General features: G+C 53.4%; 11 protein-coding genes. 8 read left to right on the top strand and 3 right to left on the bottom strand.

Annotated elements, in window-relative coordinates; all coding sequences use genetic code 11:
* Positions 1-8 precede the first annotated feature (8 nt).
* From aceE to acnB, 5 genes are all read left to right on the top strand, one after another.
* On the top strand, positions 9-2672 hold the full coding sequence (gene aceE, locus C9I92_RS18545) for a pyruvate dehydrogenase (acetyl-transferring), homodimeric type (protein ID WP_047886937.1): 2664 nt from the start codon (positions 9-11) through the stop codon (positions 2670-2672).
* A 14-nt stretch (positions 2673-2686) separates the two neighbouring features.
* A complete protein-coding gene (gene aceF / locus C9I92_RS18540) occupies positions 2687-4579 on the top strand; it encodes a pyruvate dehydrogenase complex dihydrolipoyllysine-residue acetyltransferase (protein WP_047886936.1) in 1893 nt (630 codons plus the stop codon).
* Positions 4580-4761: 182 nt separating this feature from the next.
* Positions 4762-6195: a dihydrolipoyl dehydrogenase gene (gene lpdA, locus C9I92_RS18535; protein ID WP_047886935.1), complete on the top strand. Its 1434-nt coding sequence runs from the start codon at positions 4762-4764 to the stop codon at positions 6193-6195.
* Positions 6196-6607: 412 nt separating this feature from the next.
* The gene (locus C9I92_RS18530) at positions 6608-8968 is read left to right on the top strand and encodes a patatin-like phospholipase family protein (protein ID WP_248827395.1); all 2361 of its coding nucleotides are present in this window, start codon (positions 6608-6610) and stop codon (positions 8966-8968) included.
* A 243-nt stretch (positions 8969-9211) separates the two neighbouring features.
* Positions 9212-11809 (top strand): bifunctional aconitate hydratase 2/2-methylisocitrate dehydratase, encoded by a 2598-nt coding sequence (gene acnB, locus C9I92_RS18525; RefSeq protein ID WP_047887025.1) that lies wholly within the window; start codon positions 9212-9214, stop codon positions 11807-11809.
* Positions 11810-11911: 102 nt separating this feature from the next.
* Here the strand turns inward: acnB and C9I92_RS18520 are convergent, their stop codons facing one another.
* The 3 genes from C9I92_RS18520 to C9I92_RS18510 form a co-directional block, all read right to left on the bottom strand.
* Positions 11912-13057 (bottom strand): glycerate kinase, encoded by a 1146-nt coding sequence (locus C9I92_RS18520; RefSeq protein ID WP_047886934.1) that lies wholly within the window; start codon positions 13055-13057, stop codon positions 11912-11914.
* 10 nt (positions 13058-13067) lie between these two features.
* Complete coding sequence (locus tag C9I92_RS18515) at positions 13068-14333, bottom strand: GntP family permease (RefSeq protein WP_047886933.1); 1266 nt, start codon at positions 14331-14333, stop codon at positions 13068-13070.
* 134 nt (positions 14334-14467) lie between these two features.
* Complete coding sequence (locus C9I92_RS18510) at positions 14468-15643, bottom strand: sugar diacid recognition domain-containing protein (protein WP_047886932.1); 1176 nt, start codon at positions 15641-15643, stop codon at positions 14468-14470.
* Between the two features lie 117 nt (positions 15644-15760).
* On the opposite strand from C9I92_RS18510, the gene C9I92_RS18505 reads away from it, so the two are divergent.
* The 3 genes from C9I92_RS18505 (at position 15761) to C9I92_RS18495 (ending at position 17920) form a co-directional block, all read left to right on the top strand.
* Positions 15761-16129 carry a YacL family protein gene (locus tag C9I92_RS18505; RefSeq protein ID WP_047886931.1) on the top strand — a complete coding sequence of 123 codons (369 nt, stop codon included), beginning with the start codon at positions 15761-15763 and terminating at the stop codon, positions 16127-16129.
* A gap of 192 nt (positions 16130-16321) precedes the next feature.
* Complete coding sequence (locus C9I92_RS18500) at positions 16322-16660, top strand: P-II family nitrogen regulator (RefSeq protein WP_047886930.1); 339 nt, start codon at positions 16322-16324, stop codon at positions 16658-16660.
* A 30-nt stretch (positions 16661-16690) separates the two neighbouring features.
* Entirely contained in the window at positions 16691-17920 is a 1230-nt protein-coding gene (locus C9I92_RS18495) for an ammonium transporter (RefSeq protein ID WP_047886929.1), read from the top strand.
* Positions 17921-17999 lie beyond the last annotated feature (79 nt).

The raw sequence follows: 17999 nt of genomic DNA, 5'->3' as shown, positions 1-17999 counted from the left end.
TAGATCGCATGTCTGAAGTCATGAAAAATGACGTGGACGCACTAGAAACTCAAGAGTGGCTTGAAGCTCTTGAATCAGTCGTTCGTGAAGAAGGTGTAGAACGTGCCCAGTACCTGCTTGAGCAAGTAATGGAAAAAGCGCGTCTTGATGGCGTAGATATGCCAACTGGCATCACTACTAACTACATCAACACCATCCCTGCCGCACAGGAACCAGCATATCCTGGTGACACGACTCTTGAGCGTCGTATCCGTGCTATTATCCGCTGGAACGCAGTAATGATCGTACTGCGCGCGTCTAAGAAAGACCTAGACCTGGGTGGCCACATGGCATCATTCCAGTCTGCGGCAGCGTTCTACGAGACCGGTTTCAACCACTTCTTCCGTGCGCCAAATGCGAAGGACGGCGGTGACCTGGTTTACTACCAAGGCCACATCTCTCCGGGTATCTATGCACGTGCCTTCGTTGAAGGTCGTCTGACTGAAGACCAACTGGACAACTTCCGTCAGGAAGTCGACGGTAAAGGTATTCCTTCATACCCTCACCCTAAACTGATGCCTGAATTCTGGCAGTTCCCGACCGTATCTATGGGTCTGGGTCCAATCTCTGCTATCTACCAAGCTCGCTTCCTGAAGTACCTGGATGGCCGTGGCATGAAAGATACGTCTGAGCAGCGCGTGTACGCGTTCCTGGGTGACGGTGAGATGGATGAGCCAGAATCACGTGGTGCGATTTCTTTCGCTGCGCGTGAGAAACTGGACAACCTGTGCTTCCTGATCAACTGTAACCTGCAGCGTCTGGACGGCCCGGTAATGGGTAACGGCAAGATCATCCAAGAGCTGGAAGGCCTGTTCAAAGGTGCTGGCTGGAACGTTGTTAAAGTTATCTGGGGTAACAACTGGGATTCTCTGCTGGCGAAAGATACCACTGGTAAACTGCTGCAGCTGATGAACGAAACCATCGACGGTGACTACCAGACGTTCAAGTCGAAAGACGGCGCTTACGTTCGTGAGCACTTCTTCGGTAAGTACCCAGAAACTGCTGCTCTGGTTGCAGACATGACTGATGACGAGATCTTCGCGCTGAAGCGTGGTGGTCACGAAACATCTAAGATCTTCGCTGCGTACCAGAATGCGAAAGAAACCAAAGGCAAGCCAACTGTAATCCTAGCCAAGACCGTTAAAGGTTACGGCATGGGTGACGCTGCCGAAGGTAAGAACATTGCGCACCAGGTTAAGAAGATGGACATGACTCATGTTCTGCACCTGCGTGATCGCCTGGGTCTGCAAGACCTGATCTCTGATGAAGATGTGAAAGCTCTGCCGTACCTGAAGCTTGAAGAAGGTTCAAAAGAGTACGAATACCTGCACGCACGTCGTCAGGCTCTGCACGGCTACACGCCACAACGTCTGCCTAACTTCACTCAAGAATTCATCGTTCCTGAGCTGGAAGAATTCAAACCTCTGCTGGAAGAGCAGAAGCGTGAAATTTCTTCAACTATGGCTTACGTTCGTGCACTGAACATCCTGCTGAAGAACAAGAACATTGGTAAGAACATTGTTCCTATCATTGCTGACGAAGCGCGTACTTTCGGTATGGAAGGTCTGTTCCGTCAAATCGGTATCTACAACCCACACGGCCAGACGTACACGCCTGAAGACCGTGGCGTTGTGTCTTACTACAAAGAAGACACTGCTGGTCAGGTACTGCAGGAAGGTATCAACGAACTGGGTGCGATGTCATCTTGGGTTGCAGCTGCGACTTCATACTCGACAAACGACCTGCCGATGATTCCGTTCTACATCTACTACTCTATGTTCGGCTTCCAGCGTGTTGGCGATATGGCGTGGATGGCGGGCGACCAGCAAGCACGTGGTTTCCTACTGGGTGCAACAGCCGGTCGTACTACGCTGAACGGTGAAGGTCTGCAGCACGAAGACGGTCACTCGCACATCATGGCGGGCACGGTTCCTAACTGTATCTCTTACGACCCAACATTTGCTTACGAAGTTGCGGTAATCATGCAAGACGGTATCCGTCGCATGTACGGCGAACAAGAGAACGTGTTCTACTACCTGACGCTGATGAACGAGAACTACGAGATGCCAGCAATGCCAGAAGGCGCTGAAGAAGGCATCCGTAAGGGTATCTACAAGCTTGAGTCTTACGCGGGCGACAAGTCTAAAGTTCAGCTGATGAGCTCTGGTACGATCATGAACGAAGTACGTAAAGCTGCTCAGATCCTGAGCGAAGAATACGGCATCGCTTCTGACGTTTACTCAGTAACCTCGTTCAACGAACTGACTCGTGACGGTCAGGATGCAGAGCGTTTCAACATGCTGCACCCAGAAGCAGAGCAGAAAGTACCTTACATCCAAACTGTAATGGGTACTGAGCCTGCAATCGCTGCGACTGACTACATGAAGAACTACGCTGACCAAGTTCGCGCATTCATCCCAGCTGAATCTTACAAGGTTCTGGGTACAGACGGTTTCGGTCGTTCTGACAGCCGTGCGAACCTGCGTCGTCACTTCGAAGTTAACGCTGGCTACGTAGTTGTTGCTGCACTGACTGAACTGGCTAAGCGTGGTGATGTTGAGAAATCTGTGATTGTTGAAGCAATCAAGAAATTCGACATCGACGCTGACAAGATCAACCCGCTATACGCGTAAGAGGCATAGAAACAATGGCAATCGAAATTAATGTACCTGACATCGGTGCGGATGAGGTTGAAGTAACTGAAATCCTTGTAAGCGTTGGCGACAAGGTTGAAGAAGAGCAGTCTCTGATCACTGTAGAAGGCGATAAAGCTTCTATGGAAGTGCCAGCTTCTCAGGCGGGTATCGTTAAAGAAATCAAAGTTGCAGAAGGCGACAAGGTTTCTACCGGTTCTCTAATCATGATTTTCGAAGCCGAGGGTGCAGCAGCTGCTGCACCTGCTCCTGCGGCAGAGGCAGCTCCAGCAGCTGCACCTGCTCCAGCAGCAGCGGCTCCTGCTACTTCTGAACTGAAAGAAGTTCACGTACCGGATATCGGTGGCGACGAAGTAGAAGTGACTGAAATCATGGTTGCTATCGGTGACAGCATCGAAGAAGAGCAGTCACTGATCACTGTGGAAGGCGACAAAGCGTCTATGGAAGTACCAGCACCTTTCGCTGGCGTTCTGAAAGACATTAAAGTAGCGGCTGGTGACAAAGTGTCTACTGGCTCTCTGATCATGGTCTTCGAAGTAGCAGGTTCAGGTGCTCCGGCAGCGGCTCCTGCAGCAGTTGAAGCTCCAGCAGCAGCGCCTGCGGCGGCAGCTGACAAAGAAGTTAACATTCCAGATATCGGTGGCGACGAAGTAGAAGTGACTGAAATCATGGTTGCAGTTGGCGACATGGTGGAAGAAGAGCAATCTCTGATCACTGTGGAAGGCGACAAAGCGTCTATGGAAGTTCCTGCTCCATTCGCAGGTAAAGTAAAAGAAATCAAGATCGCAGCGGGTGACAAAGTGTCTACCGGCTCTCTGATCATGGTCTTCGAAGTAGCGGGCGCAGCGCCTGCGCCAGTTGCAGCAGCTCCGGCGGCAGCAGCACCTGCTCCGGCAGCGGCGCCAGCGGCAGCGCAAGCAGCGGCTCCGGCAGCGAGTGATTTCGTTGAGAACAACGAATATTCACACGCTTCTCCGGTTGTTCGTCGTCTGGCTCGTGAATTCGGCGTTAACCTGGCGAAGGTGAAAGGTACTGGTCGTAAGAACCGTATCCTGAAAGAAGACGTACAGAACTTCGTGAAAGACGCGCTGAAACGTCTTGAGTCTGGTGCTGCGGCATCTGGCAAAGGCGACGGTGCAGGTCTGGGTCTGCTGCCTTGGCCGAAAGTTGACTTCAGCAAGTTCGGTGAAACTGAAGTTAAACCACTGTCTCGCATTAAGAAGATCTCTGGTGCGAACCTGGCACGTAACTGGGTAATGATCCCTCACGTGACTCAGTGGGATAACGCAGACATCACTGAGCTGGAAGCATTCCGTAAAGAGCAGAATGCTATCGAAGCGAAGAATGACTCTGGCATGAAGATCACTCCACTTGTGTTCATCATGAAAGCAGCTGCTAAAGCACTGGAAGCGTTCCCGTCGTTCAACTCTTCTCTGTCTGAAGACGGTGAGAGCCTGATTCTGAAGAAATACGTGAACATCGGTATCGCAGTAGACACGCCAAACGGCCTGGTTGTTCCTGTCTTCAAAGACGTGAACAAGAAAGGTATCTACGAGCTGTCTGAAGAGCTGATGGTTGTGTCTAAGAAAGCACGTGCCGGCAAACTGACTGCTGCTGACATGCAGGGCGGCTGTTTCACCATCTCTAGCCTGGGTGGCCTGGGTGGTACTGCGTTTACTCCAATCGTAAACGCGCCAGAAGTAGCAATCCTGGGTGTATCTAAGTCTGAAATGAAGCCTGTGTGGAATGGTAAAGACTTCACTCCACGCCTGCAGCTGCCACTGTCTCTGTCATACGACCACCGTGTGATCGATGGTGCTGAAGGTGCACGCTTCATCACTTACCTGAACGGTTGTCTGTCTGACATTCGCCGTCTGGTGCTTTAAGGTATCCAATCGCAACGTCCATGCCTGCAACAGCAGGCATGGATTCTGTTGTGTAGCTCACAGGCTCCGGGAATTTACTTTTCAGTTTGTTAACACCTCTGTAAAATCGTTGGCCAGCTGAAACAAAAAGAAGAACATACCCGATAGCCTGAAAGGGATAAAAGACTTACAACGAGGTCATGATGAGTAAAGAAATTAAAGCCCAGGTAGTGGTGTTGGGTTCAGGCCCTGCTGGTTACTCTGCGGCGTTCCGTTGCGCTGACTTAGGTCTGGAAACGGTACTAATCGAAAAATACAGCACCCTGGGTGGTGTATGTCTGAACGTGGGTTGTATCCCATCTAAAGCACTGCTTCACGTAGCGAAAGTTATCGAAGAAGCTAAAGCGATGGCCGACCACGGCGTAGTATTCGGTGAGCCTCAAACCGACATCAACAAAATCCGTGTTTGGAAAGAAAAGGTTATCAACCAGCTGACTGGCGGTCTTGGCGGTATGGCTAAGATGCGTAAAGTTAACGTTGTTAACGGTTACGGTAAGTTCACTGGCCCTAACTCTATCCTGGTTGAAGGTGCTGACGGTGAGCAAACTACCGTTAACTTCGACAACGCGATCGTTGCTGCGGGTTCTCGTCCAATCGAGCTGCCATTCATCCCGCACGAAGACCCACGTATCTGGGACTCAACTGACGCACTGGAACTGAAAGAAGTTCCTGAAAAACTGCTGGTTATGGGCGGCGGTATCATCGGCCTGGAAATGGGTACGGTTTACCACGCACTGGGTTCTCAGATCGACGTTGTTGAGATGTTCGATCAAGTTATCCCTGCAGCGGATAAAGATATCGTTAAAGTCTTCACTAAGCGCATTCAGAAGAAATTCAACCTGATGCTGGAAACGAAAGTGACCGCGGTTGAAGCGAAAGAAGACGGTATCTACGTGTCAATGGAAGGCAAGAAAGCACCTGCTGAGCCTGTACGTTACGACGCGGTTCTGGTTGCAATCGGCCGTGTACCAAACGGTAAGCTGATTGACGCTGAGAAAGCGGGTATCGAAGTTGACGAGCGTGGCTTCATCAACGTTGATAAGCAAATGCGTACCAACGTTCCTCACATCCACGCGATCGGCGACATCGTAGGTCAGCCAATGCTGGCTCACAAAGGTGTGCATGAAGGTCACGTAGCAGCTGAAGTTATCTCTGGTAAGAAGCACTACTTCGATCCTAAAGTGATTCCTTCAATTGCTTACACTGAGCCAGAAGTGGCATGGGTTGGTCTGACTGAGAAAGAAGCAAAAGCACAGGGCATCAACTACGAAGTAGCGACGTTCCCATGGGCAGCTTCTGGCCGTGCAATCGCTTCTGACTGTGCTGACGGTATGACGAAGATGATCTTCGACAAAGACACTCACCGTGTGATCGGTGGTGCAATCGTTGGTACTAACGGTGGTGAACTGCTGGGTGAAATCGGTCTGGCGATCGAGATGGGTTGTGATGCCGAAGATATCGCGCTGACTATCCACGCTCACCCAACACTGCACGAATCTGTTGGTCTGGCTGCTGAAGTGTTCGAAGGTTCGATCACTGACCTGCCTAACCCGAAAGCAGTGAAGAAGAAAAAATAATTGTCGTCTCGGAATCACTTCCGCTACGAATTGCTGAAAGCGCCCCTCGGGGCGCTTTTTTTATGTCTGAGATCTTCCGGTTAAACCGATAGCACGCATTGTGGTCTCAAGGTTTTAAGCCAACCAGGTCTCAAGCCAACAAAGTCTCAAGAAAACAAGGTTTCAAGCCAAACGAGCTGTATTTCACATTGGGCTCTCTCTGGGCCGGTGCTGGCTAAAATTTGAACCATGTCACACAGTGGTACGATGAGAATGTCTTCCGATCTGCTGAAAACGAGATTTTGATATTATGCAGAGCGGTGTTATGCAGGCACATTCTGTCACAGCGTCTCAGACTGGGAGGCTGCATATCACCGACTGACTGTATTGACCCTTATTTTGAACCTGCTGTTAAGCATGGAATCCATCGCCAATGACCCGAACCCTGCGATTACAACCACTGTTTCTCTTACGCTCATTGCTGGCTGCGCCAGTCCGTTCACTCGTTGGGTGTAAGTGGGCCACTTGCATGTTCGTGACCTGTTTGCTGACGACCTGTTTGTTGGCAACTCAGGCTGTACAGGCGGCGGTCCCCAACCTGGCGGCGTCTCAGGAAAGGCCGAAGATCGGTCTGGTATTGGGGGGCGGGGGGGCCAAAGGGGCTGCCCATATCGGTGTGCTGAAAGCGTTGGAAGAAATGCAGATCCCGGTCGATTACATTGCCGGGACCAGTATGGGCGCCTACGTAGGGGGACTGTATGCCACCGGCATGAGTGCCGACGAAATCGAGTCGCTGCTTAACACCGTCAACTGGGATAAAGGCTACAAGGACAGGGTTGAGCGCAGCGAGCGGCGGGTCAGGGAGAAGCAGCAGGAAGATCGATTCCAGATCAGCAGTGAAATCGGGTTTGACTGGTGGGAGATCAAAGCGCCGAAAGGGTTTGTACAGGGCCAGACCATGGGAGAGATCCTGCGCTCGACGTCCGGCAACCTGCCGGTCTTTGACAGCTTTGATCAGCTGCCGATTCCGTTCCGTGCGGTGGCGACGGATATTGAGCATTTGGTGCCAGTCGTGCTGGATCACGGCGATCTGGCGGCCGCCATGCAGGCCAGTATGTCGATTCCGGGCCTACTGCCGCCGATGGCACTCAATGATCGGCTGTTAGTGGATGGCGGTATTACCAATAACCTGCCGATTCAGGTGGTACGTGAGATGGGGGCTGACATCATCATTGCGGTGGATATCAGTAATGAATTTCGCCAGCGGGATGAGCTGGACAGCTACTTTTCGGTGATGGATCAGCTGACCGACTACATGGTACGTGATAACGCCAACCGGCAGATCGAGACCCTGACTGATAAGGATGTACTGATCCGGCCGAATATCAAAGGGATCCGGACTGCCGACTTTGCTCAAATGCCGTTAGCGTTTGAGCGCGGCTATATTGAGACCAAAGCCCAGTCAGCCAAACTCAGCGCGTTGGGGCGTTCGACCTGGTATCAGCGCTATATCGATCATAAACAGAAACGCCGGCGTCACATGCAATATCTCGACGAGCTCAGCGTGGAAGAAATCCGTCTGGTTAACAACAGCGCTTATTCGGACGATGTGTTGCTGGACAGGCTTGAGTTGGAAGCCGGCTCGCAGATTACGTCGGAACAGCTATCGTCGAGTATTCGCAGCCTGTATGCCCTGGATCGGTTTGAGCGTATCGATTACCACATCGAAAATGATGACGGCCACAATGCAATTTTTCTGAATGTCCGGGAAAAAAGCTGGGGACCTAACTTCATCGATTTGCGCTTCGCGCTGGAGGATGATTTTGAAAGTAATACCGATTTCTCTATTGGGGCGGCATTTAATGTGACCGGCTTGAGCCGGGCGGGGGCCGAATGGCGGACCGAGCTGGAATACGGCTCTGACAAGCGCATCGCCACCGAATTCTACCTGCCGTTCTATCAGAATCAGGACTGGTTCAGCCTGCTTTCGGCGGAGTACAAGATTGCGGATAAAAACGTGCGCCTGTTTTTCGGCGAAGAGCCGGAGCTGGAATTTATTGATAACTTCCTGCCTGCTACTTATACCGATGTGACTCTGGATGCCTCGTTTGGCTGGCAGCCTCAACTGTGGCAGGAGTTTCGGGTGGGGATGCGGTACATCACCGGTGAAACCGAGTACATCGGGTTTCCTGATGCCGGCCGGGATAAGCGGGAGAACAGGGTGGGATACCTGCATTACAGTCTGGATACTTTGGATAACCTGATGCTGCCGTCAACGGGGAATCTGCTGGAAATTGAACTGGCGGCGTCAGACGACAACATCCGCAACTTCGGCATTGAGTATAACGGTACCTCTATTCATCTGGATGCTTCCTGGAAAGGAGCGTACACGTTCGGACGCCACACCCTGATGGGGAAAGCGGAATACGGCAGGGTCGATTCGGATCTTGAATTGCGGCTGGATCCCAAAGAGCTGGGCGGTTTTTTAAATCTATCCGGTATTCCGAAGAATAGCCTGACGGGCAACAACAAGCTTTTCACCGCCGGGGTATACCGTTATCACCTGACGGATCAGGACTTTGGGTTGTTTAAATCGTCGATATATCTGGGCGGCTCCATGGAATACGGCGGGGTATACAACAACACCAGCCTGAGTATCAGCGATCTGCCGCTGTATTTTGCCGGCAGTGCATTCACCGGGATGACCACCCCGATTGGCCCGTTGATCCTGGCATATGGGCAGACCGAACAAAATAACAAGACCTTCTACGTCTTTTTTGGCGGGGCATTGTAGGTGGATTTTGAGAATACCCTCGATATTTATTCGAAATTTGTGAATGTTGTAAAAAACGGGCTGATTTTAATTTTACGTTAAAACTGGTATGCTGAGCGGACGGTTTTGGTCTCCCTTGACGAAAATTGAGGCAGCTACTGTCTGGTCTGCACAGCACCCGTCGCCTCATTGTAGCGTTCGAGAGATCAATCACTTCCAAGGATGTTCGGTCAGTGCGGCCGAACCAACAATGAGGAATATGTCGTGCTTGAAGCCTACCGTAAACACGTCGAAGAACGTGCCGCTGAAGGAGTGGTGCCTAAGCCCCTGGATGCTGAGCAGGTTGCCGCTCTGGTTGAACTACTGAAAAACCCGCCAGCAGGCGAAGAAGCGTTCTTGCTGGATCTTCTTGAAAACCGCATTCCGCCGGGGGTTGACGAAGCAGCATACGTGAAAGCCGGCTTCCTGGCCGCGGTAGCGAAAGGGGAAGCCCAGTCACCGCTGGTCAGCAAGGAAAAAGCGGCAGAGTTGCTGGGCACCATGCAAGGTGGCTACAACATCGAGCCTCTGGTTTCTCTGCTGGACGATGCCGAGCTGGCTCCGATCGCCGTTAAAGCTCTGTCTCACACACTGCTGATGTTTGATTCTTTCTATGATGTGGAAGAGAAAGCCAAAGCCGGTAACGAAGCGGCGAAGCAGGTGATCCAGTCGTGGGCGGATGCCGAATGGTTCCTGTCTAAGCCTGAACTGGCTGAAAAAATCACCCTGACAGTGTTCAAAGTAACCGGTGAAACCAACACCGATGACCTGTCTCCAGCCCCTGATGCCTGGTCGCGTCCGGATATCCCGCTGCACGCCCTGGCGATGCTGAAAAACGAACGTGAAGGGATCACACCGGATTTGCCGGGAACCGTCGGCCCAATCAAACAAATCGAAGCCCTGAAAGAAAAAGGTCACCAGCTGGTTTATGTTGGTGATGTTGTGGGTACCGGTTCATCACGTAAATCGGCGACCAACTCCGTCCTGTGGTTCATGGGTGAAGATATTCCACATGTACCAAACAAGCGTGCCGGTGGCTTCGTACTGGGCGGCAAGATTGCTCCAATCTTCTTTAACACCATGGAAGATGCCGGTGCATTACCGGTTGAGCTGGATGTGTCCAAGTTGAGCATGGGCGATGTTATTGATGTGTACCCACATAAAGGCGAAGTGCGTCGTCATGACAGCGATGAAGTGGTTTCCACCTTCAAGCTGAAAACCGATGTACTGCTGGACGAAGTCCGTGCCGGCGGCCGTATTCCTCTGATCATCGGTCGTGGTCTGACTGACCGTGCGCGTCAGGCGCTGGGTCTGCCGACATCTGACGTGTTCCGCCGTCCTGCGGGTGTTGCTGACAGCGGTAAAGGTTACACCCTGGCTCAGAAAATGGTTGGTAAAGCCTGTGGCGTGGAAGGTATCCGCCCTGGCACTTACTGTGAGCCTAAGATGACGACCGTTGGTTCTCAGGATACCACGGGCCCAATGACCCGCGATGAGCTGAAAGACTTGGCGTGTCTTGGTTTCTCGGCTGATCTGGTGATGCAGTCATTCTGTCACACGTCGGCGTATCCGAAGCCGGTTGACGTGAACACGCACCACACCCTGCCTGATTTCATCATGAACCGTGCCGGTGTCTCACTGCGTCCGGGTGACGGCGTGATCCACTCATGGCTGAACCGTATGCTGCTGCCAGATACCGTAGGTACGGGCGGTGACTCGCACACCCGCTTCCCGCTGGGTATTTCGTTCCCGGCCGGTTCTGGTCTGGTGGCGTTCGCGGCAGCGACTGGCGTTATGCCACTGGATATGCCGGAATCTATCCTGGTGCGTTTCAAGGGCGAAATGAAGCCGGGCATCACCCTGCGTGACCTGGTACATGCAATTCCTTACTACGCGATTCAGCAGGGTCTGCTGACGGTTGAGAAATCTGGCAAGATCAACGAATTCTCTGGTCGTATCCTGGAAATCGAAGGTGTTGAACACCTGACCGTTGAGCAGGCGTTCGAGCTGTCTGATGCCTCTGCAGAGCGTAGTGCTGCGGGCTGTACTGTGAAGCTGTCTGAAGATTCAATTGCCCAGTACCTGAAGTCAAACATCACCATGCTGAAGTGGATGATTTCTGAAGGCTACGGTGATGTACGTACCATCGAGCGTCGTATCAAGGCGATGGAAGCGTGGCTGGAAAATCCAGAGCTGATGAGCGCGGACAACGATGCAGAATATGCTCACGTGATCGAAATCGATCTGGCGGAAATCAACGAGCCAATTCTGTGTGCACCTAACGATCCGGATGACGCGCGTCTGCTGTCTGATGTACAAGGTACAGAAATTGATGAAGTCTTCATCGGTTCTTGTATGACTAACATCGGTCACTTCCGCGCGGCCGGTAAACTGCTGGATAAATTCAAAGGCCAGCTGGAAACCCGTCTGTGGGTGGCTCCGCCAACGAAGATGGACCGCGATCAGCTGACTGAAGAAGGCTACTACGGCATCTTCGGTCGTGCCGGGGTTCGTATTGAAACTCCGGGATGTTCACTGTGTATGGGTAACCAGGCTCGCGTGGCTGACAAAGCAACGGTTATGTCGACTTCTACCCGTAACTTCCCGAACCGTCTGGGTACGGGCGCGAATGTCTTCCTGGCTTCGGCTGAGCTGTCTGCGGTTGGCGCTATTCTGGGCCGCATTCCTACGGTTGAGGAGTACATGGAATACGCGAAACAGATCGATGCCACGGCAGCCGATACGTATCGCTACCTGAACTTCCACCTGATGGAGCAGTACACCAAAAAAGCGGACACGGTTATTTTCCAAGAGCCGGCATAAGCACTGCTTTGAATCATCATTAGCAAAACGCCTCCAGACGGAGGCGTTTTTTTATGGCTGATTGCTGCACCTGAATCCTGCCGGAGTCAGGCACCTCTAGACTCAAGCCGAAAACTGGCGGGCCAGAGCAAGTGATGCCGCGACATTGCGCGCCGTTTGACGTACGTTGAACGCGGCTTCCTGTAGGGCTTCAGATAAAGGCATCGCTCGCGGTACCACACTAAACACTGCATCAATACCGTGCTGGTGGACCACATGGCAGTCCGGTGCGACGCAACCGGCAATCCCGATAACCGGCAGCTGATACTGCTTGGCGATCCGGGCAACCCCCATCGGGGTTTTACCGTGAATGGTCTGGCTGTCGATACGCCCTTCACCAGTGATCACCAGATCTGCATCTTGCACTGCGGCTTCCAGCCCAGCTGCTTCAGTGACGATCTCAATCCCCGGACGCAGGCTGGCATTCAGCAGGCCCATCAGCGCCGCGCCCAGTCCTCCGGCGGCACCGGCTCCCGGGATATTTTTCACGTCACGTCCAAGTTGTGAATGGATGACTGCGGCATAGTGCGCCAGATTGGCATCCAGCTGTGCCACCATCTCTGGTGTAGCCCCTTTCTGCGGACCAAACACGGCTGAGGCGCCTTTGGGCCCGCACAGCGGGTTATCGACATCGCAGGCCACTTCCAGTTTCACTTGAGCCAGACGCGGGTCGACTTTTTGGGTATCGATTCGGTTCAGGGCTGCCAGTTCGCCACCGCCGAACCCCAGGCTGCGGTTGTCGGCATCTAGCAGCTGAAAGCCGAGTGCCTGGGCCATCCCAATCCCGCCATCATTGGTGGCACTGCCGCCAATCCCGATAATGATGTGCTCGACGCCGCGATCCAGCGCCGCGGTGATCAGCTCACCGGTGCCGTAGGTCGTGGTCAGCAGGGGATTGCGCTGATCCGGCGCGACCAGGTGCAGGCCGGATGCCGCCGCCATTTCAATCACTGCGGTTCGGCCATCGCCCAGCAGGCCATAGAACGCTGAAACCGGTTCGCCTAACGGCCCGGTGACCGTGTGCTCGACGATGGTGCCCTGGGTCGCGTCGACCAGTGACTGAACCGTCCCTTCGCCACCATCGGCCATCGGCAGCTTCAGGTACTGTGCATCAGGCCAGATGTCCTTGAATCCTGCTTCAATGGCATCAGCGACTTCCATCGCGGTCAGGCTTTCTTTATAAGAATCAGGGGCAATCACAATTTTCATACATTTATCCTTACACGAAGAAACCGAAGACACCGAAAATCAGGGTCGACACAAAAGCAATGATCAGACCGACCGCAGATTCGTAAGGGATCAGCTTCAGTCGTTCTTTAATGTCCATGTGCAGCGCGCCGCCGGTGGCGTGGAAGAAGCTGCCATGCGGCATGTGATCCATCACCGTGGCACCGGCGTGGATCATGGCTGCGCCAGCCAGAGCAGGCACACCCAGCTCCAGGATGGTATGGCTGAACACGCCGGCTGCGACCGCGGTACCGGCGGTCGTGGAGGCGGTGGCCAGTGACATCAGGGCACCCGAGATTGGCGCCAGCAGGTACGACGGCAGACCGGAAGCCGTCAAGACATCAATCAGACCTCCTTTCAGCCCGGAGTTAGCGATGATCCCTGCCAGGGTTCCGGTACCGAGCAGCATCACGGCGACCGGCGCCATGCGCGTCAGGCCGGAGACGGCAAAATGGTTGGTATCGCGAAAACGGCCCATGGCCAGAGCGCCCATCAGGCCACCCAGCGGCAGGGCAATCAGCGGATCGACCTGAATCCCGGCCAGCGGGCGCAGCGCCAGCAGGGCAATGGCGACCAACGGAGCCACGATGGCGGCACCAAAGCCTGGCAGGCGGCTGTGATCAACGGCAACCACTTCGTGCTCTTGTACTTTACTGCCGCGGTTCACCAGTTTTTTGGCGATCAGGTAGGCGACTGCCATGCCGCACAGACCGGGAATCACCCCGGCAGCCATCACGGATGTCAGCGGCACGTTGAAGGCATCGGCCGCGGCAATTGCATTCGGGTTCGGCGACATCACGTTACCGGCTTTGCCGCCACCGACCATGGCCAGCAGGATCGCCATCTTGGACAGATCGGCCCGGCGGGCAATTGCCAGGGCAATCGGTGCCACGGTGATCACCGCCACATCCACAAACACCCCCACGGCGGTCAGGATCATGGTTGCCACTGCCAGCGCCAGCAGGGCACGGGTTTCCCCCACTTTTTTCACGATGGTTTCGGCAATGGAGGTTGCCGCACCGGATTCAATCAGCACCCCAGCCAGCACCCCGGCCGCGAGAATACGCAGGACGGCGGTCACAATGCCCTGGGCACCGCCAATCATCAGGCCGACGGTGTCGCTCAGCGAAACACCACCAATCACCCCGCCGACCAGTGCACCTATGATCATGCCGTAAGCGGGCGGGACTTTTCTTAATATCAGGAATATCGCGACGACCAGTGCCGCTAATGCCCCGAGGGTAGAGACTTCTGCCATGTTTTGATCCACGTAAAATTATAAAAAGAAATTATCAGCAGGCAGGAATGTACTGCGGGGCGGCAGGTTTGGCTTTAGGCGAGATGACAAAAAAGCCTGCCGAGAGAAAGGTTGATTTGTGCAGATGCACAAAATCAGAGTTTTTCGGGGAGACAGGTCACCGCCAGGTATAGCCGGGTCTTGTCATTTATATTGTTGATTTTTAATTGAGTTATCTGCTCTATCCGCTCCAGGCGATAACGTAGGGTGTTACGATGAATATGAAGGGTTTGGCAGATTTGCGCCAAATCACAATTCTGAGCAAAAAATGCCTGCAGGGTTCGCATCAGGACACCCCGCGGATCCTGACTGCGCAGTGCCTGTATTGGCTGCATCAGTTGTTCATGACGCCAGCTGTCCTGTTTCAGGCCGCTAAGCAGGACTTGCAGGATATGATCCTGATAGAACACAACTCGGGTGGTATCCAAGGCCGCTGCCGGAGTAGCATCGAGCGTGGCTTCGAGGGTCGCTTTGGCGGTCTGGTACGAGCGGGCTAATCCCTGCAGACCCGGAAAATAGTCACCAATGGCAATCCGTATGGAAAACTGGCGTTCTCTGGCAACCTGACGCATCAGCTTGTCGAGCCGTTTCTGAGTCCGGGCTTTCGACCAGCCATCAGAGGTCAGGGTGATGGGTTTCAGTACCACGATTTCATTATGGGAAACGGAGACGATGCCGACCAGGTTATCCCGTTCCGGGTGCTCCAGCAGGTGAACCATCCGTTGCAGGTGTTCCAGCGATAGGCTGGCACCTTCTGCGGGCAGCACTTTGACGATGGCGGCGACGCGGGGCTGATCCAGATCCAGTGCCAGTTTCTGGGCGATGGACAGGCGCTGGGACTCACTCAGTTCGGTGCCGTTGATCAGTTGCAGCACCAGCTCTTCACGGTGGCGCTGGTTCCATTGTACCTGCGCCATCAGGGCTTCCTGCTCGATGATCAGCTCGGCAGTCATTTTGACCAGCTCACCGTAGTTGCGCACTTTGTCGGGCTCGCCGGAGATCCCCACCACGCCGATCACCCGGTGCTGAAACACGATCGGCAGGTTGATACCGGGTTTGACGCCCTTGAGTTGCTGCGCAGTCCCCGGATCGATCTCAACCACCCGATTTTCATTGATGGCAAGGATTGCACCCTCATGGCGTTGGTTCAGGCGGGTCGGATCGCCGGACCCGATGATCCGGCCATACTCATCCATCACGTTGACAGAGTAGCGAATGATTTTCATCGCCCGCTCGACAATTTGACGGGCCAGTGTGGCATTGAGTTGCATTTCTGAATCAGATCCTGACAATGTGCGCTCCGGCGTGCGGCTGTCTGTGACAGTGCAGCCATCTTATTGGTCGCCAGTGTATCACCAAGATGAACGAATGAGTGAAAGAGGATAGCTATGGATTACGAGTTTAAGAAAAATACCCTGGATGGTAGCTATCATGCCAACTTCTCAATGGGCCACGAGGCGCTGGGGCGCTGGCTGACGGAGGAGGTGGGCAAGAACTTCGCACTGATGGACGAGGTGGTGTCCCAGCTTGGTGCACTAAAAAACAGCACCCGGGAATGGCGGCGGATTGGTGAGGAGCTGACCCTCAGCCTGCAGGAAAATGAAGCGCTGATTCAGGCTAACTACCTGTTTTCTGAAGACGATACTGAGCTGGAAGAAAACATGGATTTTTATGATGAAGAAGCCGTAGCCATCTGCGGATTTGAAGATTTTGAGCAGGTTCTGCAAGCCTGGCGTGCATTTGTGACCCGTTTTTAGGTCATTATGCTGTTCTAAGAGCAAATTTGCTTCGTTTTAGTGAAAGGGCTGCACCCAATTGGTGCGGCCCTTTTTGCATTTTGGCGCGGATATTTAGCAAGTTAATGAAAATTAAGAAATAAAAAAATTGGCACAGTGCTTGTTTATTCATCAGTGGTGACTGAGAAGGAATTCTGAATTGAGGAGCAGGCAATGAAAATAATTAGCGCAATCATTAAACCGTTCAAGCTCGATGATGTTCGTGAAGCACTGGCTGATGTCGGCGTCGAAGGGATGACGGTCTCGGAAGTGAAAGGGTTCGGGCGGCAGAAGGGCCACACCGAACTGTACCGTGGCGCGGAATACCAGGTCGACTTTCTGCCAAAGGTAAAGCTGGAGATCGCGACTCAGGCTGACAACATGGAAGCCATTATTGAGGCGATCACCAAGGCGGCCCAGACCGGCAAGATTGGCGACGGCAAGATTTTTGTGTACGACCTGGAGCATGCGGTTCGCATCCGTACCGGGGAAACTGATTTAGAAGCCTTATAACAAACAGGATTGAAGTAGGGGACAAAGATTATGGAATTATCAACTACCGTTACCGAGCTGCGTTATGCGCTCGACACCTTTTTCTTCTTAATGTCAGGTGCTCTTGTGATGTGGATGGCCGCCGGGTTTGCCATGCTGGAAGCAGGGCTGGTGCGGTCGAAAAACACCACCGAAATCCTGACCAAGAACTTCTGTCTGTACGCGATTGCCTGCACCATGTACCTGATTGTCGGTTACAACATGATGTATGTCGACAACGGGGAAGGTGGCTGGCTGCCTACGTTCGGCACATTGATCGGCACGCAGGCGGACGGAGCTGATCACTCGCTGGAATCGGATTTCTTCTTCCAGGTGGTGTTTGTCGCGACGGCGATGTCGGTGGTATCCGGTGCCGTTGCTGAACGCATGAAGCTGTGGTCGTTCCTCATTTTCTCAGTCATTCTGACGGCCTTTATCTATCCAATGGAAGGGTACTGGACCTGGGGCGGTGGCTTCCTGTCTGAAGCCGGTTTCAGCGACTTTGCCGGCTCTGGCATCGTCCACATGGCGGGTGCGGCTGCAGCGCTGGCCGGGGTACTGCTGCTGGGCGCTCGTAAGGGGAAATACGGTAAGAACGGCGAGATCTACCCGATCCCGGGTTCGAATATGCCGCTGGCGACAGTGGGGACCTTCATCTTGTGGTTCGGCTGGTTTGGTTTTAACGGCGGTTCACAGCTGATGTTGTCTGACTTTGAAAACGCCACCGCTGTCGGGAAAATTTTCCTCAACACCAATGCCGCGGCGGCCGCGGGTGCGATTGCGGCACTGGCGGTGTGTAAAACCACGTGGGGCAAAGCGGATTTAACCATGATTCTCAATGGGGCGCTGGCTGGCTTGGTTGCCATCACGGCAGACCCGCTGTCACCGTCACCAATGGCGGCAGTGATTATCGGGGTAGTGGCTGGTTCACTGGTGGTATTTAGCATCATTGGTCTGGATAAAGTGAAAATCGATGACCCGGTAGGGGCGATTTCGGTCCACGGTGTGTGTGGCTTCTTTGGCCTGATGGCGGTGCCATTTAGTAATGCCGATGCCAGCTTTGGTTCACAGTTGCTGGGCGCGGCGGTGATTTTCGGCTGGGTATTTGCGACCAGTCTGGGTGTCTGGGCGGCACTGAAATACACCGTGGGCATTCGCGTGACCGAAGAAGAAGAGCTGGCAGGGATGGATGTACACGATTGTGGTATCGATGCCTACCCAGAGTTTGTCAGTGTGAAATAGTTAACATATATATAGATCACAACTTTACAAAAAACGCTGCCAATAAGGCAGCGTTTTTTTTATCTCAACGGCAATGACG

The organism is Photobacterium ganghwense, from assembly GCF_003025595.1.
In the GTDB taxonomy this organism is placed as follows: Bacteria; Pseudomonadota; Gammaproteobacteria; order Enterobacterales; family Vibrionaceae; genus Photobacterium; species Photobacterium ganghwense.
Note: the sequence above shows the minus strand (reverse complement) of the source record. Positions and strands in the feature narration are given on the sequence as shown.

Bases quoted from the DNA above. Each gene is read 5' to 3' on its own strand.
- C9I92_RS18510 (WP_047886932.1), bottom strand. From the start codon at position 15,643: ATGCAACTCAATGCCACACTGGCCCGTCAAATTGTCGAGCGGGCGATG.
- C9I92_RS18520 (WP_047886934.1), bottom strand. From the start codon at position 13,057: ATGAAAATTGTGATTGCCCCTGATTCTTATAAAGAAAGCCTGACCGCG.
- C9I92_RS18530 (WP_248827395.1), top strand. From the start codon at position 6,608: ATGACCCGAACCCTGCGATTACAACCACTGTTTCTCTTACGCTCATTG.
- C9I92_RS18515 (WP_047886933.1), bottom strand. From the start codon at position 14,333: ATGGCAGAAGTCTCTACCCTCGGGGCATTAGCGGCACTGGTCGTCGCG.
- aceF (WP_047886936.1), top strand. From the start codon at position 2,687: ATGGCAATCGAAATTAATGTACCTGACATCGGTGCGGATGAGGTTGAA.
- C9I92_RS18495 (WP_047886929.1), top strand. From the start codon at position 16,691: ATGGAATTATCAACTACCGTTACCGAGCTGCGTTATGCGCTCGACACC.
- C9I92_RS18505 (WP_047886931.1), top strand. From the start codon at position 15,761: ATGGATTACGAGTTTAAGAAAAATACCCTGGATGGTAGCTATCATGCC.
- aceE (WP_047886937.1), top strand. From the start codon at position 9: ATGTCTGAAGTCATGAAAAATGACGTGGACGCACTAGAAACTCAAGAG.
- C9I92_RS18500 (WP_047886930.1), top strand. From the start codon at position 16,322: ATGAAAATAATTAGCGCAATCATTAAACCGTTCAAGCTCGATGATGTT.
- lpdA (WP_047886935.1), top strand. From the start codon at position 4,762: ATGAGTAAAGAAATTAAAGCCCAGGTAGTGGTGTTGGGTTCAGGCCCT.